Origin of the sequence: Acinetobacter sp. YWS30-1 (assembly GCF_033558715.1) — a bacterium.
Lineage (GTDB): Bacteria > Pseudomonadota > Gammaproteobacteria > Pseudomonadales > Moraxellaceae > Acinetobacter.
Map to the genome: position 1 here is coordinate 527,072 of NZ_CP114606.1, position 21,109 is coordinate 548,180.

Annotated in this window: 19 protein-coding genes and 1 riboswitch; of the genes, 7 read left to right on the forward strand and 12 right to left on the reverse strand. The window is 42.3% G+C overall.

Annotation, left to right across the window (positions count from 1 at the left end; genetic code table 11):
* The first annotated feature begins 58 nt into the window (after window positions 1-58).
* A complete protein-coding gene (locus tag O4M77_RS02450) occupies window positions 59-1,522 on the forward strand; it encodes a phospholipase D family protein (RefSeq protein WP_180033782.1) in 1,464 nt (487 codons plus the stop codon).
* An 82-nt stretch (window positions 1,523-1,604) separates the two neighbouring features.
* On the opposite strand, the gene O4M77_RS02455 is transcribed toward O4M77_RS02450, so the two are convergent.
* The gene (locus O4M77_RS02455) at window positions 1,605-2,063 is read right to left on the reverse strand and encodes a hypothetical protein (protein WP_004782151.1); all 459 of its coding nucleotides are present in this window, start codon (window positions 2,061-2,063) and stop codon (window positions 1,605-1,607) included.
* 178 nt (window positions 2,064-2,241) lie between these two features.
* On the opposite strand from O4M77_RS02455, the gene O4M77_RS02460 reads away from it, so the two are divergent.
* Complete coding sequence (locus O4M77_RS02460; protein WP_159124086.1) at window positions 2,242-2,682, forward strand: RcnB family protein; 441 nt, start codon at window positions 2,242-2,244, stop codon at window positions 2,680-2,682.
* Between the two features lie 91 nt (window positions 2,683-2,773).
* On the opposite strand, the gene O4M77_RS02465 is transcribed toward O4M77_RS02460, so the two are convergent.
* Window positions 2,774-3,271, reverse strand: a complete 498-nt coding sequence (locus O4M77_RS02465) for a phosphate-starvation-inducible protein PsiE (protein ID WP_159124143.1) — start codon at window positions 3,269-3,271, stop codon at window positions 2,774-2,776.
* Window positions 3,272-3,444: 173 nt separating this feature from the next.
* On the opposite strand from O4M77_RS02465, the gene O4M77_RS02470 reads away from it, so the two are divergent.
* On the forward strand, window positions 3,445-3,651 hold the full coding sequence (locus tag O4M77_RS02470; RefSeq protein ID WP_125279369.1) for a hypothetical protein: 207 nt from the start codon (window positions 3,445-3,447) through the stop codon (window positions 3,649-3,651).
* Between the two features lie 52 nt (window positions 3,652-3,703).
* On the opposite strand, the gene O4M77_RS02475 is transcribed toward O4M77_RS02470, so the two are convergent.
* The 3 genes from O4M77_RS02475 to O4M77_RS02485 all read right to left on the reverse strand — a co-directional run bounded on the left by O4M77_RS02475 (window position 3,704) and on the right by O4M77_RS02485 (window position 8,399).
* Entirely contained in the window at window positions 3,704-5,485 is a 1,782-nt protein-coding gene (locus O4M77_RS02475) for an acyl-CoA dehydrogenase C-terminal domain-containing protein (protein ID WP_159124144.1), read from the reverse strand.
* A 171-nt stretch (window positions 5,486-5,656) separates the two neighbouring features.
* On the reverse strand, window positions 5,657-7,459 hold the full coding sequence (locus O4M77_RS02480; RefSeq protein ID WP_323713764.1) for an acyl-CoA dehydrogenase C-terminal domain-containing protein: 1,803 nt from the start codon (window positions 7,457-7,459) through the stop codon (window positions 5,657-5,659).
* Window positions 7,460-7,769: 310 nt separating this feature from the next.
* Window positions 7,770-8,399: a hypothetical protein gene (locus O4M77_RS02485; protein WP_159124146.1), complete on the reverse strand. Its 630-nt coding sequence runs from the start codon at window positions 8,397-8,399 to the stop codon at window positions 7,770-7,772.
* Between the two features lie 137 nt (window positions 8,400-8,536).
* On the opposite strand from O4M77_RS02485, the gene baeS reads away from it, so the two are divergent.
* From baeS to O4M77_RS02505, 4 genes are all read left to right on the forward strand, one after another.
* Window positions 8,537-10,201 (forward strand): sensor histidine kinase efflux regulator BaeS, encoded by a 1,665-nt coding sequence (baeS, locus tag O4M77_RS02490; RefSeq protein WP_179993261.1) that lies wholly within the window; start codon window positions 8,537-8,539, stop codon window positions 10,199-10,201.
* Between the two features lie 14 nt (window positions 10,202-10,215).
* The gene (locus tag O4M77_RS02495; protein WP_034704234.1) at window positions 10,216-10,902 is read left to right on the forward strand and encodes a response regulator; all 687 of its coding nucleotides are present in this window, start codon (window positions 10,216-10,218) and stop codon (window positions 10,900-10,902) included.
* 90 nt (window positions 10,903-10,992) lie between these two features.
* Window positions 10,993-11,499, forward strand: coding sequence for an N-acetyltransferase (locus O4M77_RS02500; RefSeq protein ID WP_323713765.1), 507 nt, complete (start codon window positions 10,993-10,995; stop codon window positions 11,497-11,499).
* A 219-nt stretch (window positions 11,500-11,718) separates the two neighbouring features.
* Entirely contained in the window at window positions 11,719-13,074 is a 1,356-nt protein-coding gene (locus tag O4M77_RS02505) for an amino acid permease (protein ID WP_323713766.1), read from the forward strand.
* Window positions 13,075-13,167: 93 nt separating this feature from the next.
* Here O4M77_RS02505 and O4M77_RS02510 read toward each other — a convergent pair whose 3' ends face one another.
* The 7 genes from O4M77_RS02510 to O4M77_RS02540 all read right to left on the reverse strand — a co-directional run bounded on the left by O4M77_RS02510 (window position 13,168) and on the right by O4M77_RS02540 (window position 20,783).
* A complete protein-coding gene (locus tag O4M77_RS02510) occupies window positions 13,168-13,722 on the reverse strand; it encodes a GNAT family N-acetyltransferase (protein ID WP_323713767.1) in 555 nt (184 codons plus the stop codon).
* A gap of 15 nt (window positions 13,723-13,737) precedes the next feature.
* Window positions 13,738-14,112, reverse strand: coding sequence for an MmcQ/YjbR family DNA-binding protein (locus O4M77_RS02515; protein ID WP_323713768.1), 375 nt, complete (start codon window positions 14,110-14,112; stop codon window positions 13,738-13,740).
* A 76-nt stretch (window positions 14,113-14,188) separates the two neighbouring features.
* Window positions 14,189-15,634, reverse strand: coding sequence for a protein adenylyltransferase SelO (locus O4M77_RS02520; RefSeq protein WP_323713769.1), 1,446 nt, complete (start codon window positions 15,632-15,634; stop codon window positions 14,189-14,191).
* 138 nt (window positions 15,635-15,772) lie between these two features.
* Window positions 15,773-16,939 (reverse strand): acyl-CoA desaturase, encoded by a 1,167-nt coding sequence (locus O4M77_RS02525; protein ID WP_104495369.1) that lies wholly within the window; start codon window positions 16,937-16,939, stop codon window positions 15,773-15,775.
* 424 nt (window positions 16,940-17,363) lie between these two features.
* Window positions 17,364-18,077, reverse strand: a complete 714-nt coding sequence (locus O4M77_RS02530; RefSeq protein WP_104495371.1) for a glycerophosphodiester phosphodiesterase — start codon at window positions 18,075-18,077, stop codon at window positions 17,364-17,366.
* 145 nt (window positions 18,078-18,222) lie between these two features.
* Entirely contained in the window at window positions 18,223-18,807 is a 585-nt protein-coding gene (locus O4M77_RS02535) for a cob(I)yrinic acid a,c-diamide adenosyltransferase (protein ID WP_159124153.1), read from the reverse strand.
* Between the two features lie 92 nt (window positions 18,808-18,899).
* On the reverse strand, window positions 18,900-20,783 hold the full coding sequence (locus O4M77_RS02540) for a TonB-dependent receptor plug domain-containing protein (RefSeq protein WP_323713770.1): 1,884 nt from the start codon (window positions 20,781-20,783) through the stop codon (window positions 18,900-18,902).
* Between the two features lie 37 nt (window positions 20,784-20,820).
* Window positions 20,821-21,031: riboswitch (cobalamin riboswitch) on the reverse strand.
* Between the last annotated feature and the right edge of the window lie 78 nt (window positions 21,032-21,109).

The following is a 21,109-nucleotide window of genomic DNA, read 5'->3' on the forward strand; positions in this document are numbered from 1 at the left end:
GACTTGAAAAATCATCAGATTAAACCTAGCCTGAGTATATTGGGTTAGGTTTTTTCTTATGCGTATCTTTCAACGAATTCACAATAAACTGAACTGGTCAAACCGCCGTTATGCGGCCTTGATCATTGGTGTGCTGATGGCCAGTTATCTGGCTTCAGCAATTTATCATACTTATAAACCCTTACCTGAAGGGCTGAATTACACGGGTAAGCTGCGCCATGCACAGGTGAAATTTCTGGTCGATCAGACTTATCTGAATGCACAGGGCAAGCAGCAACTGGATCATCAGATTTTTAATGAAATGCTGAAAATGGTTGAGGAAGCAAAATCCCTGATCGTGCTGGATATGTTTCTGTTTAATCAGCAGACCGGTGCCTCTAAACAGGAACATCAGGCACTCAGCAAACAGCTCACAGAGGCCTTACTTAACAAGCGATTAATGCAGCCTGAAGTGGAAATCAAATTTATTACCGATCCGATTAATTCTGTCTACGGTGGAATTACAGCACAGCATTATCGTGAACTGCGTCAGGCGGGAGTAGATGTAATCGAAACCAATCTGACACCGCTGCGTGCTTCTAATCCAAGCTGGTCAGGTTTCTGGTATCTGTGCTGTCAGGGGATTGGCAATAATCCGGAAAAAGGCTGGTTGCCGAATCCATTTGGTCCAGAAAAAGTGACCTTACGCAGTTATTTCGACCTGTTTAATTTCAAAGCCAATCATCGTAAAACACTGGTCGTGGATACAGATCAGGGCTGGAAAGCACTGGTTACCTCAATGAACCCACATGATGGCAGTTCACGGCACTCCAATATTGGTCTACTGGTCTGGGGCAGAACAGCGATTGATATTCTTGCGACAGAACAGGCGGTCGGGATCATGTCTCAAGCCAATATGCCGGCTGTGATTGCAGGTGAGTTTGAAGCAGAAAAAAAACAGCCTCAAGTTCAGGTGCTAACTGAAAAAGCCATTTATGAGGGAGTTCTAAAGCTGCTTGAAACGGCGAAAGCAGATGAGCAGATTGATCTGGCCATGTTCTATCTGTCAGAACGTAAGATTGTGAAAGGGTTAATTGCAGCGCATGAGCGCGGAGTGAAACTTCGGGTTTTACTTGATCCAAACAAAGATGCATTTGGTCGTGAAAAAAATGGCATTCCTAACCGGCAGGTGGCTTCAGAACTGCATAAAGCTGGTATTCCGGTACGCTGGTGTAATACTCAAGGCGAGCAATGTCATAACAAAATTCTGATGAAATATGGTGCCCAGCAAGCTGAAATGATTTTGGGTTCAGCAAATTTCACGGCACGTAATCTGAAAAATTATAATCTGGAAACCAATTTGCGTGTGGTGGGACAGCCTCAGGCGGAAGTCTTTAGCGATGCGCAGCAGTATTTCAATACGGCCTGGTCTAATTTGAATGGCCGTTCCATGAGCGTGGACTATGCTCAATATGCTGAAGAGTCATTCTGGAAATACTGGTTATACCGTTTTATGGAATGGAGTGGTTGGTCGACGTTTTGATTTTAAATCCCTCCTAACCTCCCTTTAAAAAAGAGAGGAAAGTCCCTCTTTATCAAAGAGGGATTTAGGGAGATTTCTAGTATTAGCTTTTCGATTCTGGATTCGGCGGAACCAGTTGATCCAGTTCTTTATCTGTCAGCTCATCCAGTTCAGAAATATCAGTTTTGATTTTCCATTGTGCTTCATCATCCACCGGATTTGGTAAACGCGCCTCTAGCCAGTCGCACACTACATCTGGTGGGAAGTCGGCATGATTACACTGAATGACCCAAGACAGGAAATCTTTAGCGACACCATTCATATAAGGCGGTGGAGAAACTGGAAGAAACTGAGTCGGCAGGCGCTCATTTTTAGAAATATAGTTCAGGACATGACCCAGTTCCTGCACAGTTTGCCATGCTAAAGGATGATCGACATTGATCTGAAATTTAAACCACCAGGCCTGTTTTCCATCCGAGCCATAGCTATCAATCAGTCCTTTTTGAACACTGGGTACCTTGCAAAAATATTCATATAAACGATCGAAATTTAAATCAGACACAGTATGCAACTCAAAGCATTAAAAAGGTGATATTAGCATACGCACTTCAGCGCTCATCACGCAAGCTGATTAAAGTCATGGAATCAATTACAAAACTTTGCAGCGGCAGGGGATTTATCCATATTTTCTGCATGGATTTTGGTTAAAATATGGGCACAAACTTTTGGAGGACGCACTTATGAAAAAATTAGCTTCAGGTGCATTGCTGGCTTCATTCCTGTTTGGTATTGCGGTGCCCGCTTGGGCGGATAATGCCTGGGTAGGCTATACTGGTGTTGATCGTTCTAAACCTCAACATCGTCCTCCATCGCGTCCTCATTATGCACCGCAACCTCCTCATTCGCAGCGGCCTTACTATCCGCAACGTCCATCCCATGGCGGCTATTATCCTCCTGCACAGAGCCAAAGCGGGTTCAATATCCAGTATCAGGCACCGACCACGATTTACCAGAATTCCAATAGCTATAGTTGGGTTAATGGTGATCCAAATGTGGCTTACATTGAAAGTTCGAGATATACAGTGATTACTGACTGGCAGCGTTTGGGATTGCCGGCACCACCACGCGGAAGTTACTGGATTTATGAAAATGGACGTTATGTGTTGATGAATAACCGTTAAAAGAAATTCCCTCTCTTGTTAGGAGGGGTGATTAATTACCCTCTTGCGAAGCAGTGCTTCTCACCTTTTGCAAAGGGGGACTTTTCTATGACTATGCCAACTCATCATCTTCAGGACGTGGAGTTTTACCTTCTGGTAATGGCTTTTCGCTATGCTTGTCACGAATGACAGATGGATAGGTCCAGGACGCATAACGGACCACCAGAATGGCAAAAGCCAGAATCAGAATCGAACCGGTAATAATAACCTGATCCATGCTGGCTTTGTGCGTATGTTGAATATCAGAAATCAGTAAACGGGTCAGGGCAGTAATCGCAATATAAATCAGGAACCGAACCGGCATATGATTGGTCTTGAAATAGATGCCGACCATGGCACCAAGTTCCAGATAGATAAATAGCAAAAGAATATCATCAATGGTGGCAAACTGTTTGACGGCCAAGATGTCAAATACGGTATGACCTGCGGACCAGATCACCATACAGCCAATAATGAACAGCGCAAGATAATGGAAACTTTCTACGGCAAGATTACCAAAACGGTCGAGGAGAGTTTCTATTCTTTTCACTTTAGACTCTGATTTACTCATGTTCTCCTCCTGATTTTTCATGTGAACTAACATATGAACAGGAAAGAACTAGCAAAGATCATGCACAAAAAGAGAAAAATAAAATAAAAGTGAAATTATTCGAACTTTTGCACTTTTTTTGCACTAACTTGTTATATTGTATGAGAACTACATTGAATAAATAGGAGAAAAAAATGTTGGACAAAATTCAAACAAAAATTAGTCAATTAGAAGCAGGAAAAAAATTAATCCTGGGCACGGGGATCAAGGCTGAAGAGATGCAGAAGGTACTTGAACTGTGTGAATCTTTAGAGTCGCAAGGGGGAATTAAAATAGTGAATAAGCATTTCAATCCTAAAATAACGACGCAACCAGATACGATCTTGATTGAAAAAGTATAGTGCATAAAAAGCCCTGCAGATGCAGGGCTTTTTATATGGATTCACGTCAAGATTAAGCTTGAGTCGTGAAGTAATCTTCAGAGAAATTCATCACTACTTCGCAACCAGCTTTCACTTTAGTGATACGCAGTGCAAGTTCAGGCAAGATGCGTTGCGTGAAATAACGCGCCAGTGCCAGTTTGTTTTGGTAGAACTCGCCATCTTTGTCTTTTGCAGCATTGGCAATGCGCGCAAACATATAAGAGAAGCTCAATAGGCCTACTGCATGTAGGTAATCAACCGCTGCAGCATTCGGGAATTCTGCATTTTCGCCAGCAGCTTCAAGCACAAACTGAGTCAATGATTCTACTTCAGTAGCTGCATCTAAAGTTGCATCTTTAATGAAGTTCAGGTCTGCATCTAACTGGTTCGCAAAGTCGCGGATTTCTTCGATGTATTCACCGATGTACGCACCGCCACATTTAATGGTTTTACGGCCGATTAAATCTTGTGACTGAACGCCATTGGTTCCTTCATAAATCTGTGAGATACGCAGGTCACGGATACACTGTTCCATACCCCATTCACGGATATAACCATGTCCACCAAAGACCATTTGTGCATCTAGGGTTGCTTGGAATGCAGTATCAGTCAGGTAAGCTTTCGCGATTGGTGTCAACAGTGCCACACGGTCATTGGCTTTTTTTACGGCTTCAGGATCAGTCGAGAACTTGGTGATGTCCAGTTGCTGACCTACATAAACTGCAAATGCACGCGATGCTTCGTTGTTCGCACGGGCATTCAGCAACATACGACGTACATCACCATGTACTAAAATGCTGTCTGCCGGTTTAGCTGGTGATTGGGCACCAAGAGCACTACGACCCTGTAAACGGTCTGTCGCATATTGCGCAGCATTTTGATAAGCAAATTCTGATGCGCCTAGACCTTGGATGCCCATAGACAGACGTTCGTAGTTCATCATTACGAACATGGCTGCCAGACCTTCATTTTCTTTACCCACCAGGTAACCTTTGGCACCGTCAAAGTTCATTACGCAAGTTGCAGATGCCTTGATCCCCATTTTGTGTTCGATTGAACCTGGGCCAACCGGGTTACGTTCGCCAATTGAACCGTCTTCATTGACCAGGAACTTCGGTACGATGAACAGGGAAATACCGCGAGAGCCGGCAGGCGCATCAGGCGTTTTTGCCAGCACCAGGTGAATGATGTTTTCAGCAAGATCGTGGTCACCACCGGTGATAAAGATTTTGGTACCGGTAATGCTATAGGTACCATCTTCATTACGTTCAGCTTTGGTTTTGATAATGCCCAGATCAGTACCGGCATGCGGTTCAGTTAAGCACATGGTGCCTGACCATTCGCCAGAGTAGATTTTAGGAAGATAGGTTTCTTTTTGCTCTTGAGATGCATAGCTGTTTAAAGCCATACCTGCACCTACAGATAGAAGCGGGTAGAGCATGAAAGAGGGGTTGGTTGCAAACAGCATTTCATCAGAAAGTACGGTGAGCATTTTCGGCATTTCCTGGCCGCCCCATTCTGCATCGGCACCCAGACCGATCCAGCCACCTTCAGCATATTGTTTAAATGCTTCTTTAAAGCCAGCAGGTGTGGTGACATTGCCATTTTCATATTTTGCGCCTTCTTCATCACCAGTACGGTTTAGAGGAAGCATGACGTTTTGCGCAAACTTTGCCATTTCTTCAAGAATGGCTTCTGCTGTGGCAGTATCCAAGTGGGCAAGATTTTCATTCGCCTGCCAGAACTGTTCTGCATTGAAAACATCATTCAGGATGAATTTCATGTCAGCAAGTGGCGCGTTATAAATTGGCATAGTATGTCACCTGTTTTATTGTTTAATTGGATTGTTTTGGCTCAGTCTAAAGCATTAAAAATCTGAATGTTAGACGACTAAAGGTTAATTCTGTAACTCTTTATAAAGAAAAAGGACTGCCTGAAGATGGCCGTCCTTTTTCTTATTATGCATTTAAAACTGCATCAGAGCTTAGAATGCGAAATGTTCAGCATCTAAAGACATAAGCGGTTCTACACCAGTTGCAATCACGTCAACGTGTGAACGAACACGTGGCAGGATTTTCTTGAAGTAGAAGCGTGCAGTCGTCAATTTAGCATTGTAGAAGTCTGCATCAATGGTACCTGCAGCAAGAGTCTCTTGAGCAACCAGTGCCATACGAGCCCACAGGTAAGCCAGTGTTACATAACCAGAGAAGTACAGGTAATCTACTGCAGCTGCACCCACTTCTTCAGGGTTTTGCATCGCACGCATACCAATCTGCATGGTCAGGTCACCCCATTCTTTGTTCAATGCCGCAAGCGGTTCAACAAATTCTTTCATTGCAGAATTGTCTTTGTTCGCTTCCGCAAATTTGTGGATGATCTTAGTGAAGTCTTTCAACATCGCACCTTGAGTACCCAGTACTTTACGGCCTAACAGATCCAGTGCTTGAATCTCAGTCGTACCTTCGTACAGGCAGGCAATACGTGTATCACGTACGATTTGTTCCATGCCATGCTCAGAGATAAAGCCGTGACCACCGAAGACTTGAACACCATGTTTCGCAGCTTCTGAACCAGTTTCAGTCAGGAATGCTTTTGCGATTGGAGTTAATAGCGACAGGATATTGTCAGCGAACTTGCGCTCTTCTTCAGAAGTACCTTGTTCAACCACATCAGCATATTGAGCCAACAGGTAAACCAGTGCACGACCACCTTCAGCAAATGCTTTTTGAGTTAAAAGCATGTTACGTACAGCTGGATGAACAATAATTGGATCAGCTTCTTTTTCAGGTGCCTTAGGACCCGAAAGAGAACGCATTGCCAGACGGTCTTTGGCATAAGTTAAAGCGCCTTGGAACGCCGCTTCAGATGCAGACAGACCTTGTACAGCAGTACCGATACGTGCAGTGTTCATGAAGGTGAACATGCAGTTCAGACCACGGTTTTCAGGACCAATCAGGAAGCCTTTTGCGTTATCGAAGTTGATGACACAAGTTGCGTTGCCATGGATCCCCATTTTGTGTTCGATTGAACCACAACGTACGCCGTTACGCTCACCGATTGAACCGTCAGCATTCAGATTGAATTTTGGTACGATGAACAGAGAAATACCTTTAGTACCTTTAGGCGCGCCAGGCAGACGAGCAAGTACGATGTGGATGATGTTCTCTGCCATGTCGTGTTCACCAGCAGAGATAAAGATTTTCTCGCCAGAGATTGCATAGCTACCATCAGCTTGTGGTTCAGCTTTAGTGCGGATGATGCCGAGGTCAGAACCTGCATGAGATTCAGTTAGACACATGGTACCTGTCCATTCACCTGAAACCAGTTTAGGCAGGTAAGCGTCTTTTTGTTCTTGAGAACCGTGGTGTTCTAAAGTACGAACTGCACCATGAGATAGACCAGGGTACATACCCCATGCCCAGTTCGCAGTACCCACCATTTCAGAAAGAGTGATACCTAAAGAATTTGGTAAGCCTTGACCGCCGTATTGCTCTTCAGCAGAAAGAGAAGGGAAGCCTAGCTCGATGTATTTTTGGTACGCTTCTTTAAAGCCAGTCGGTGTTGTTACAACGCCGTCATTCCAGGTACAACCTTCACGGTCGCCGACCTGATTTAGAGGAGATAATTCATTTTCACAGAAGTCAGCTGCAGCTTCTAGGTACTGATCAACCAACTCACGGCTTACGTTTTCTTGAAACGCAGGAAGTTTTGCGTAATGTTCTTCAGCATTTAATAATTCGTGTAGAACGAATTGCATGTCACGTAAGGGCGCTTTGTATTGTGGCATATCGGTTTCCTCAATACTGGTTTAGACCAGCGTTATCATCCTAAATTAATTGAAACGTGCCTTCAGTGACACGTATTGCTATGAATCTAATCGTGCAACATCTTGCCCGGCCATACAAGCTTTCAGGCGGCTTTCTTGGTGACTATAAAGTCAAAGATTAATCTGCACGGAACAGTAAACATGTTGACTGCAAAGACTTTTGTAGAAATTAGCAGAACATGAATGGTCAAAAGAGGACTGAGGAGTCAGCTATAAAAAAAAGGCACCCGAAGGTGCCTGAATTTGAAGGAATAAGAAACGTAGAAGAAGATTAAGATGCAGCTTTAGTCATCTTAATGGGTGCATTCGGCTGGAAGTGCACGATACATTGACCATCAATAGTTTGAGTACCCGCTTTCACTTGAACGGCCTTGCCGTGGGTTTGACCTTTACAAGCGTTGGCAAACGCAGTTTGTAAAGCCTGACGTTCTGATAAACGCTGATCATACTGTTTAACCATTTCTGCACGTTGACTATCCGTTAATGCTTCTCCACGGTTCATACCACCTCGGAATTCACCACGCATTGGACGATGTTCACCGCGCATACTACGGAATTCACCACGTTGACCTGTGATGCCTTTATGGTCAGGTTTGAAAGAAATCTTGCATTGCCCATCAATGGTTTTATCACCCGCCTTGATTTGGACTGCACTACCTACAGCTTTACCGTCACAGGCCTGTTGAATCTGTTTATGCAATTGCATGCGTTCTGCACGAGCGGCTTTGAATTGTTCGCGTTGCTCTGGAGTGAGACGATGCTGTTTTTGACCTTCATGATGTTTCATCATACGAGAATGATCTTTCTGCTCATTCACGTTGCTCGTAGATTGACAGGCAGTCAATGCACCCATCGATAAAACACTGGCACTGATTAAGGCAATTTTTGTCATTGCTTTCATGTTTTTACCCCATTCAAGAGCTGATTCTTTTTGATGAGTAAAGATTAAATAATAAAGATGAAGAAACAATGGAGAGTTTTTTAAGTCTGTGTTCGCTACAATAATGAATATAGAGAAGAAAAACTGAGATTTTTACTTTGAAGATTCGCCGTATTCCGATTGCATTACGTCTGTTTTTGACTGTTTTATTGACCACCCTGGTAATTACCACGGTGAGTCTGGGCGTATTGCATCTGAATATGCAGCGCAACTTTACCCGCTATGTGGCGGATGTAGAAATGCAGAAGCTGGATCATGTGATCGAGAATCTGGCTGATGTCTATACAGTATATGAAGACTGGGGTAACGCCATTCAGGCGCAGATTCTGCAAATTGAAGGTGAAGCTGCACCGGATGATTATGACCGTTTATCGCGCTGGTGGTTGCGCCGTCAGTATGATATTGCCTTACAGCAGCGTTACTTTCAGGAGCAGACCTTAGCCACTGTAGCGCCTTCAAGTATGGTTGAACCAAATCTGACATCGCGTTCAGTCAATGAAGAAGAATTACGTATTCTGGCATCTAACCTGCCTTCACAATTCCAGCCCTTTGAAGGTTTAAGATTTCCACTTAGCTCCAATCAGAACCTGTTTAGAACCGACCGTAAAGACAATAATGGCGGTCAACAGTCAGTTCAGCCGCCTACCGGCAAGAAGCAGTTCATCCAGATGCCAGACCGTCTGGGTCTAAGTTCACGCCTGTCGCTCTATGATGCCAAACGTCGTTTTGTAGTAGGTGAGGCGTCAGATGAGCAGATTTCTTATCGTCCGATTATGGTCGAAAACCAGGTAGTCGGTTATTTGGGTTTGAAACCGGTTTTAGACCAAGATGATGCTTTAAGTATTAATTTCTTTAGTAATCAGAAACGTTACCTATTTTTAGTTTATGGTTTAAGTATTCTAGCCAGTCTGATTGCTGCATTATTACTGGCAACTTATTTTAAAAAACCGATTCAGCGTTTGTTGAATGGTACGCGTGAATTGACTCGTGGTAATTATCAGCATCAGGTGAAAGTGAAACGTAATGATGAGCTGGGTGATCTGTCTAATGAGCTGAATCAACTGGCCGTGATTTTGGATCAGCATGAAACTTCACGCCGCCAGTGGGTAGCAGATACCTCACATGAATTGAAAACTCCGCTGGCAGTCTTGCAGGCACAGATTGAAGCGATGCAGGATGGAATCCGTAAACCGACACCAGAGCATTTTGCGTCGATGTTGGCACAGGTAACCAGCCTGAAAAAACTGACTCAGGATCTGGCAGCTCTAGCGCAGGCTGATGCACAGCAATTACAGTTTTACTATGCAACTGTAAATCCATGGGAGGTGGTGCAGCAGGAATTAATGAACTTCCAGCCTAAATTTGAACAGGCTGATCTGAAAGTGACTATTGAAGGTGACGGTGCTGAAGTCGAGCTGGATCTGGACCGTTTCAAGCAGATTGTAGCTAACCTGCTTAGCAACAGTATCCGTTATACAGAAGCCGGTGGTCAGGTACATATCCATACCGAACAGAATGAGAAAGAATGGACTTTATATGTCGATGACAGTCCATTCGGTTTGACTGATGAGCAGCTGGCCCGCATTGGTGAGCGTTTCTATCGTGTTGATGATTCGCGTACCCGTGCCACCGGTGGGACAGGCTTGGGTCTGGCCTTATCTTGTAAAATTACTCAGGCTATGGGTGGTAGCTTAAGCTTTGCACATTCACCATTAGGTGGTTTACGATGCAAACTGAGCTTTCCTAAACAAATGAAACCATAAAGGAAAATATATTCATGAAACATATTATGCTGGTTGAAGACGAAGTCGAACTTGCCCTGTTGGTGCGAGATTATCTAGAGGCTGCTGGTTTTGAAGTCAGCGTGTTTCATGATGGGCAAGAAGCATATAACAGTTTTACCCAGCGTAAACCGAGCCTGATGATCCTGGACTTGATGGTGCCGCGTATGGATGGTCTGACCATTTGCCGTAAAGTACGTGAGCAATCAGACTTGCCGATCATTATGGTGACTGCGCGTACTGAAGAAATTGACCGTGTACTGGGCTTGAATATGGGCGCGGATGACTATATCTGCAAGCCATTTAGTCCAAAAGAACTGGTTGCCCGTGTGCAAGCCGTATTACGCCGTTTAGACCGTAAAGCTGAGCCGGAAAGCAATGATCTATTCCGTATGGATAAATCACAACAGCGTATCTGGTACCAGCAAAAAGCCTTGAACCTGACACCGACTGAATTCCGTTTGCTGGAGCTGTTCCTAGAACATGTCGGCCAGGTGTATTCACGAGCACAATTACTAGATCATATCAATCCAGACAGTTTTGATGTGGCAGACCGTGTGATTGATAGTCATATCAAAAATTTGCGCCGTAAAATTTCAGATGCTGCGGAAACCGGAAACCGTCATGAGTGGATTCAGGCCGTTTATGGGGTAGGTTACCGTTTTGAATATCCTGAAGACTGATATTCGAATTCGTTAAAGAAAAGCGGATAGACTTCTTGGTTTGTTCGCTTTTTTATTTCTGAAAATGATCAATATAAGAGAGCCAAAATAATGAAAATCATCATTCGGGATGAACGGCTAGAAGATATTCTAGCCATTGCTAAATTGACTCGAGCGGCTTTTCAAAATGCTGACCATTCAAGTCATACTGAACAATTCATTGTAAATAGTTTGCGTAAGCATGGGCAGTTAACGATCTCTCTAGTTGCACTTGAAAATAATCACCTGGTTGGCCATGTGGCTATTTCACCTGTCACTATCTCTTCAGGTGAAACTGGCTGGTACGGTCTTGGCTCAATTTCAGTATTACCTGCAAAACAAGGACAGGGAATCGGCACTTTACTTATGCAGGCAGCTTTAGATCGCCTGCAACAGTTGAGGGCTGAAGGATGTGTAGTTCTTGGTGAACCTCAATATTATGGTCGTTTCGGGTTTAAGGCTTTTCCAGAACTTTACCTCAAGGATGTTCCACCAGAATATTTTCAAGTCATTGCATTTAATAGATCTATTCCTCATGGGGAAGTGGTATACCATGAGGCGTTTAATGCGACACAATAATTCATCAGAAAAGAGCTATCTCTATTTAGAAATTATGGAGTTTTAAAATATAAATACCTTTTTACTAGCATCCATTATGAAATCAATTATTTATATTTCTTTTATCTTAGTAGATACAAAAAAATAAAAGTTTAATAATTAATAACTTAAATTTATGTATTAGTTGATTAGTTGGATACCCGCTACAATTCGGTTTTCTATTCATCATGAGAGCGTGTCTTGGAGAGTGAAACACCGCAACTACAGCGCCGTTTAAAGAACCGTCATATCCAGCTGATTGCTATGGGCGGGGCCATTGGAACCGGATTATTCTTAGGGTCCGCACAGATTATTCAGTCCGCAGGACCTTCCATTATTCTGGGCTATCTGATTGGTGGTTTGATTGCATTTCTGATTATGCGCCAGTTGGGTGAGATGATTGTGCATGAGCCTGTGACTGGTTCATTCAGTTATTTTGCATTTAAATACTGGGGTAAATTTCCAGGTTTTTTAACCGGCTGGAATTACTGGATTTTATATATTCTGGTCGCAATGACAGAGCTGACCGCCATTGGCAAATATATCAATTACTGGTGGCCACATATCCCAGCTTGGGTGTCTGTACTTATTTTCTTTTTGGCGGTAACACTTGCCAACCTGGCCAATGTCAAAATTTATGGTGAGTCCGAATTCTGGCTATCGATGATTAAAGTCTTTGCTATCATTGCAATGATTATCTTTGGCATATATTTACTCCTCACTGCCGATGCAACTTCAACCGCTTCGATCAGCAATTTATGGATTCATGGTGGATTTTTTCCGAATGGCTTTGATGGGCTGTTTTATATGCTCGCCTTTATGATGTTTGCTTTTGGTGGTATTGAGCTGATTAGTATGGCAGCGGCAGAAACCGAAAATCCTGACAAGAACATTCCACGTGCTGTGAATCAAACTGTGATTCGGGTATTTTTATTTTATATCTGCTCGCTTGCCGTATTACTTTCACTTGTACCATGGAATCAGCTGAATTTAGGCGATTTAGATCATAGTCCATTTGTAATGATTTTCAGCCAGATGGGGATTGAATGGGCTGCACATTTACTGAATTTCATTATTTTAACTGCTTCACTTTCAGTCTGTAATAGTGGCATGTATGCCAATAGCCGTATGTTGATGGGGCTGGCTCAACAAGGGAATGCACCGCAATTATTTAAGAGCGTGAATAAACATGGTGTGCCTGTGGCTGCGGTATTGTTCTCAGCATTTTTGATCTTTGGCTGTGTGATTCTGAATTACTTTGTGCCTGAAAAAGCGTTGAGTTACCTGATTTATATTGTAGTAGCAGCTGCGGTATTGAACTGGATGATGATCAGTTTGATTCATTTGAAATTTAGACAAGCCATCAAACGAAAGGGGATTCAAACCGGATTCCCAGCGATCTTTGCGCCGTTTAGCAACTATTTTGTTTTAGCTTTTATGCTGATGATTCTATACATCATGTGGACGCAAGGCTTTATGTTGTCAGTGTTGATGTTGCCGGTGTGGATTGCGGTGTTGTTTGGCGTGTTTAAGTTTCTGAATAAAAGGAATGCTTAAGCCTAAAATCTCCAATCAGAAGAAGCCCGACCAGAAATGATTGGGCTTTTTTCATATTGTCGCAATATCTAAAGCTTTTAGATGAGTTAAGGTTTATTTTGATCTTAGTGGCAGAATATACTGAATACAGTCTTTAAGGTCATTTCCCAATAAAGGAAAGATGGTCCAAGCACGAAGCAGTTGCTGTTTATGAAAACCAGTTTTTTCTAATACTTGTCTTGACGCTAAATGTTCAGTAGCACAAAAGGTTTCAATTTTATTGAGTTTTTTAGTCTGTTTTAGAAATTGGATTACCGAAGTCATCGCTTCACACATCAAACCTTGTCTCTGATAAGAAGTTCCAAGCCCGAAGTGAATTTCCCCAATGTCATGCCTTTGTATAAAGATCAAAATACCTATGGGTTGCTGAGTTAAATGATCTGCAATAATCCACATAAACTCAGGATCTGAGTTTTCCCACTTTTGCCTTGCCCAGTTTTCTATAGTTTGTCGAGTTTGAGTTTGGTTCTGATGTGGATGTCTTTGCAAATATTTTGAAGCTGCTAGATCGCTGAAATAGTTTTGAAATAAATTGATTTCATCACCACAGTGGTAGGAGCGGAGAATTAAACGCTTTGTCTTTAATGTTATTGGCTTGATCTTAGTCATCGGTGGTATCTGCACTTATTTTTCTAATGTTCGTAATAATTCAATTCGTACTTTTTCTGCTTTCTTTAATTTCGATACTACCAGCTCATAAGAATTCTGTACTAGGTCCTCAACCAGAGATTCATCCAGTTGATTATCTTCATACACTGAAATCCAGTGTTGTTTATTCATATGCCAGCCAGCATGGATATAAGAATAAATATCTCGCAGCATAGCACCATGATCAGGCGCTACTTTTAAATTAATGACAGCTTTGCCTTGAAGATAAAACTGAAGCATAAAGACTTTATCTAGCACTTTGAATACATCACAACCTTCACCGAAAGGCTGAGTCACAGTGACTTCAGGTAAACTTAGCGCTATCTGTGCTGAGATTTGATGTAAGGTCATAAGTTATGAATAAACCGAAATAAAACTGTGGATAATGCTTAAATTATCCACAGTTTTTAGTCGTCTTGTGAATAAATTAAGATGAACAACTTACCATGACTTCAGGTACATCACTCGGCAATGGCACTAGATCTTCAGGGTGTTCCAGATCCGGCTGTTTTAAATAAGGCTGACTCAATAATTTAAACAGGCGATCGACTTCGGAAAAGTCATCCCGCTCAGCCAGTTCAATGGCTTTCTGTGCCATGTGATTGCGCAGGATATAGTGTGGATTGACGAGTTGCATGGCGGCATCTAATTCTTCAATATCCTGATGTTCGCGGATCGCTTCATATTGAGTCAGGAATGCTTCAAACTGACGGCGATCCAAACAATCATCCTTGATTGCTTCATATTCATGATTCTGCAGGCGAATAAAGCTTTGCGTATAGTCGAGTTGCTCGCTTTGTAAGATTCTGAGAAAAGCCATGGCGCAGTCAAAGCTGTCTTTGTGAAAACTCGGTAAGCCCATTTTCTGGTTTAGGCCATGCTTATAATGTTCCAGGAAGGTCGGTTCATAATGTTCCAGACATTGGGCCAGATCCTGTTTCCATTGTTCTTCATCATAGTTTTCAGGACATAATGGAATCAGGTTATTCAGCCACATCCACAAGTTCCAGTGGCCGATGCTTGGTTGCTGCTGATAAGTATAGCGACCCTGATAATCCGAGTGGTTATTAATCCAGTTGGGACGGAAACGCTCCATAAACCCATACGGGCCAAAGTCTAGCGTTGAACCGGTAATATTCAGGTTGTCGGTGTTCATGACACCATGTGCAAATCCAACCAGTTGCCATTTGGCAATCATCACTGCTGTGCGCTGAATGACTTGGGTAGCAAATGCCAGAATAGGCTGTTCTGCTTGCAGACATTGCGGATAATGCCATTCCATACATTTTTGTGTGAATACAGGCAATAGGTCTGGCTGATACTGATTGATCCATTCAAAATGTCCAAACCGGATATGACAGTCAGACGTCCGTAATAGCATTGCACCCGGTTCCAGTTTTTCACGCTGTACACCTTGAGCGGAAGAGGTAAAACCAACCGCATTACTGGACTCTACACCTAGTGCATTTAAGGCGTGTCCGGCTAGGTATTCCCGAATCACCGAGCGTAACACTGCACGACCATCTCCCATACGCGAATACGGCGTTGCACCAGCACCTTTCAAATGCAGGTCAATGGTCTGGTTATCTTTATCTAGAATCTGGGCGATTAATAAACCACGTCCATCACCCAGTTGTCCTGCCCATTGTCCAAACTGATGGCCAGCATAAACCATGGCCAAAGGTTCAAACTCGGCAAAGGTTTTTTGACCACTACAGATTTCGACCCATTGTGCTTTATCTTCCTCAGACCATTGCAGTTGATCCGCAAGCGCAGCATTAAAATGTCCCGCTTTAGTACCTTTTAAAGGTAGCGGGGGCTGATGATGATAAAGGCGAGAAGGGAGAGTTTGATATCGAGAATTAAAATACATGGCAGTTAAAATACTTAGGCAATAGAAGCAATATAACAAAGATCTCTGTTTAAAACTGTTGTAAAAGGAAAGTATAAGTAAGACGAGTAGAAATAAAAAAAGCCCCTGATTTCAGGAGCTTTTTTGAGAATCTAAATCTTATTGAGAGACAGGCGCTTTTTTCAAATTACGTACTAACAGATTCAGTGTTTCACGATGATGGGAAAGACGTTGTTCAACCAGCTGGAATTCAACTTTAAGTTTGTCATCCATCTGGTGAATCTTTTCTGCTACAGCCGCCTTTTTCACCTGTATTTCCTGTTCTTTCAGTTTGGCCCAGTCATTCAATGTTTGAGTAAAGGCTTCATACTCCTGAGCAATTTTACTTTTCACATTGATAATGTCTTCATTGACATTATGGCCGTATACCGCCAGATCCTGCTCGGCATATTTAAACTTCATTGCCAGTTCAGCTTTTTTGATATTAAAGCTTGGAATACGGCGCAGATTTTTAGCCAGACCCAGTTTAGAGCAAGTCCAGATTAACCATTTAGTTGGGTCATATTGCCACCATTTTACGCCATTACGGTAATCGTACTGGAAGATGTGATGGTAGTTATGATAACCCTCACCCCAAGTTGCAATTGCTAACCAGAAGTTGTCACGTGCAGTGTTTTCATCCGTATAAGGACGTGAACCCCACATATGGCACAGTGAGTTAATGAAGAAGGTCACGTGATGGCTCAGGATTAAACGAACCAGACCACCCAATAATAATACACCCCAGACATCGCCTACAGCCCAGCCGATTGGCAAGAGAATCGCAGCGTGTACTGCAATTACTAAAGGCACATAGTATTTGTGCTGGAACATAACGACTTTGTCGTTTTGCAGGTCTGGTGCATTCTTGTAGTTGGGTTCTGCAGCAGGATAGTCACGCAGCATCCAGCCCAGGTGTGCATACCAGAAGCCGTTATTAATTGAATATGGGTCTTTTTCCACGTCATCGACATGACGGTGATGGGTACGGTGACCTGAACCCCAGTACAGAATACTGTTCTGCACCGCAAAGGTACCCATGATCATTAAAATGATTTTTAAAGGTAAAGTCGCTTCATAAGCACGATGTGCCCAAAGACGATGATAGCCCGCTGTAATCCCCAGGCTGCTAACGCCGAGCAAAACAAACATACTGATCCAAGCGGCAAGGCTAAAATCATGGTGATACGCATATAACGGAATCGCGATAACAGCTACAATGGGTAAAACTACCAGAGCAAACACGGCGACCCAGTTAATTGGGGCTTGAGGTAGGGGAGCATTCATCTCCAACAGCACTCCTGGAACCTGGGAAGGTATAACAAAAAGCAGAGGCCGCTATTGTTTATTTTAACAGCGGTTAAGTCATTCATATTAGCATGCTCCCTAGGGCATCACTAGCATTATTGTACGGTTGTATTGTACTTGTCGGTAACAGAATAAGCAGGGTGAAAACTACCATTTTCGCGGGCTAGACAGGCTCTGATTTCCGAGTAAATCACTGAGATTTTTGAAGCTTTTAATCAAATTTATTTTCTGAAAATGAGACAAATGAATGTTCATTTTTTCTACTAGATTGCAGAGAAATAAATTTGTAAGCAAACCCGTAACCCAAAGTTAAACAAGATTACAGACAGGCATTCTTCTTTAAATTATTTTTCAAGGCTTAAAGAAAAATAATCTATATATAGAATCTTGCATTTTGGGTCATTTAAAGATGTTGCATCATTAACTTCGGATAATCGGTAATGAGACCCTGAATACCCCAGTCGCGTAATTCTTTGGCACGATTAACATCATTTACGGTCCAGACGCTGATGGTGAGTTCGGCAGCTTGTGTGGCCTGAATAATATCTTTGCTGGCCAGTTCATTCATCCAGCCAATCTGACAACAGCCAAGTTCTAAAGCTTGATCAATCGCCTGATATTTCACATCTGTTTCAATCAGAAGGCCGCGTTTTAAACTGGAATTTTGCTGTTGCAAAGCCTGATGGATTTTAGGATCAAAACTGGTAATCACGACTGACTGCTCATAACCCTGTAACTGCTGTTCAAGCTCAAGCGTGATTTTTTCAGCATCGGCTTGGCTCGCTACACTTTTGACTTCAACTTCAATATGGTCAAAGTTATGAATCACGGTTAAGGTCTGATCCAGCATAGGAGTGGCTTCGACCTTGTTCCATTCTGACCATTTTACTGCGTGATTATATTGACTGAGATCCTGACGGCTACATTCGTAGAGGGGCTTTTGCAAACCGGTAGTGCGTACAAAATTATCATCATGCATGATGATCAGGGCATTGTCTTTAAGCTGGCGTACGTCAAATTCGACTGCGCGAATCCCGATATCCTGAATATATTGAAAACCGCCTAGTGTATTTTCAGGTGCTTCCCCACGCGCACCGCGATGTCCAATTATGCGCATGCTGCGATAACCTGAAGAAGTGAAGATGAAAACATAATGATGAAGAGTTGTGACAGGAGTATTGCAATATTCTGCGCCTGAAACACTTTGTTGCAAATACTGTTGGCGCAGAATTTTCCGTGCAATTTAATACATTTTAGCGGATTTATTGATCAATGGTTTCGTTGATATTTTTTTGCCATAACACCTCAGAACCACCTTCAACACGTTGCAAGGTGCGTGAAGCCACAAACAGCCAGTCAGATAGGCGATTTAATAGCTGCAGGGAAGTCGCTTGAATATTCTGGTCACGTGAGTGAACTGACATCACGCTGCGCTCTGCACGACGGCACACGGCACGGGCTTGATGAGCAAAACTGCAAACTAAAGTACCCGCAGGCAAAATAAAATCTTTCAGCATCGGCAAAGCTTCATTCATACGATCGATGTCATTTTCCAGAAAATCAATCGAGACTGGTTGAACCAGGTTAAAGCCAGGGATACACACTTCACCACCCAGATCAAACAACCAGTGCTGGATCAGGCTTAAAGATTTATCCCAAGTCGCTTTATCCTGAATGCTGCTTGCCGCGATTTGTGCGCGTAAAACCCCAATGATGGCATTTAGCTCGTCCACATCACCGAGCGCGGCAATACGCAAGTCATCTTTGGCAACGCGTGAACCATCACCCAGACCTGTGGTGCCTGAATCGCCTGTGCGGGTGTAAATTTTACTTAAACGGTGGCCCATTTGAATTCCTTAATTTTTTAAATGCTGAATATAAAAAGAATCATGCCATAGGCATGACATGATTCTCAAAAGTATTTCTAAAAAGGTTGAACTTAGTATTTAAAGGTCACACCGGCAGAAGCAAGACGACCACCATTTAAGTAGTAGTTTCCATAATCTTGATATGAAGTTTTGAATTTAGTGTCGCCCATATTCTGAATATTTGTGAAAAGCTTAACAGATGGATTTAGATTCCAATGAGCATTGAAATCTGCTGTCATATAACCTGGATTATCATGTTTGTAGTCCCAATCTTTGGAACTAGATTTTGCATTTAAAGACAAGCCCAAGCCATAGTTTTCATTCGTCATACCTACAGTTACAGTAGCATGGTGACGTGGGCGACGAACGAGATCACGATTATCTGAGTCATCTTTAGGTTGAACATAGCTATATGATAGACGTGTATAGAATTGATCAGCTTGCCATTTCAATGCTGATTCAAATCCTGTCAGAATCGCTTTTTTAATGTTTTGATTTTCGCCTGCTTTATAGGTGATCAAGTTTTCAATTTCATTACGATATAAGCTAAATTCAGAGCTAAAACCATGTGAATAATTTTGATTTAAACCAATTTCATATGAAATGCTTTCCTCTGGTTCTAAATTTGGATTACCTGATGAGCTGTATAAATCATTTGCACTTGGTGCTCTAAAAGCAGTACCGATATTGGTATATACACTTGTATCTGATGTAAGTTTATAACGAAGTGCAGCTTGACCTACAGTATGTTCGCCAAACTGCTTATTATCTTCTAAGCGAATACCCAATTGAGTATTCAATTTATCATTATTAAATTGATGTTGAACATAATATCCATTTGAATCTAATGACGTATTATATTCAGTTCCATAACTTAGACTATTAACATCTGATTTGTTAATCGTTCCACCAATTAATATATTTTGATGCGGTGTTAGCTTCCATCGAGCATTCAGGTCATATTCTTGACGTTCATTTAAAGTGTAGTCAATTTCTGAGCCAACATAGGTAGAATTCCAATCACCTGTAATTTCATCTTGTACCCAATTATATATATCAGTTAAATCATTTTGGACAAGGTTGTCTTCAAATTTAGAGTAGCGCGCATTAAGCTCCCACTGATCATTTAATTTGAGTGCACTCTTTGCAGTGAATAATTTATTTTCAAAGTTATGAGAGCGTTGTGCACCATAATCATCGTATTGGCTTGAGCCTTGATTTTCACTGTATTCGATACTTGCGTTGTATTGGGCTTTATCAATGCCTAATTTGGTGGTAAAACCTTTTTGATCAAAACTTGCTTTGGGGGTGTTGGGAATATCTGTGACAATCGTACCATCAGTTTCAAGGCGTTGACCGCGGATTTGAGTATAGATCCCATTTTCTGCTAAATCAGCCCCAACTACAGATTTATACGTTTTATTTTCACCGATTTCGCCTGTAACAAATCCACCCGACTTTTTAGGGGCTTGGGTAATGATTTGAACAACACCGCCAATCGCATCTGAGCCATAAAGTACAGAGGCAGGACCTTTTAATACTTCAACTTGTTTAATATCAGTGGTATCAATAAAAGCCAAAGATGCTGCGTTAGATGTTGCTGTGTTAAGTCGAACACCATCACGTAATACGAGGGTATGATCTGATTCAGTACCACGTAAAAAGATCGATGATTGTTGACCAATACCTCCTGCTTGAACCATGTTGATAGATGCATCATTCTTTAATAGTTCTGGAAGTGATGTAATCGATGATTGCTCAAGAATTGCAGGCTCAATAATCGAGATGCGTGCAGGGACATTTTCAATGTTTTCTGCAGAACGAGTTGCTGTAACCACAATCGTATCTAAAGAAGCTTGAGCAATTTTTTGCTCGTTAGCAAAAACAGATGAAGTAAAACCCAACGCAAGTGCGATCGCACCTACCAAGGCAGTAGGTTGAAATGGAATAGACATGAGATGTGCTCCATACATTCACTCCCCGTGAATGATTGAGTTAAAGAACACAACAAGCAGGTATCCGGACTTAAATGCAGTATTGAAACATACTTACTTATCCACCTTCCCACATATTGATGCAGTGGTGTAAATCCTGAAGATTTATAAAGACAAGCTTTTCATTTTTTACCGTTGCGGGGGCAGCGTTGGATTTGCACCAACTTCCCTAAAGCCTTAAGGCCTTGACTCGTTGCAAATTGTGGCAAGTATAAAGTCTGCTTATGACTTAAACAATCAAGATCAAGAATAATCCGTATGAACTTTACGCAAGATCGATGATTTGC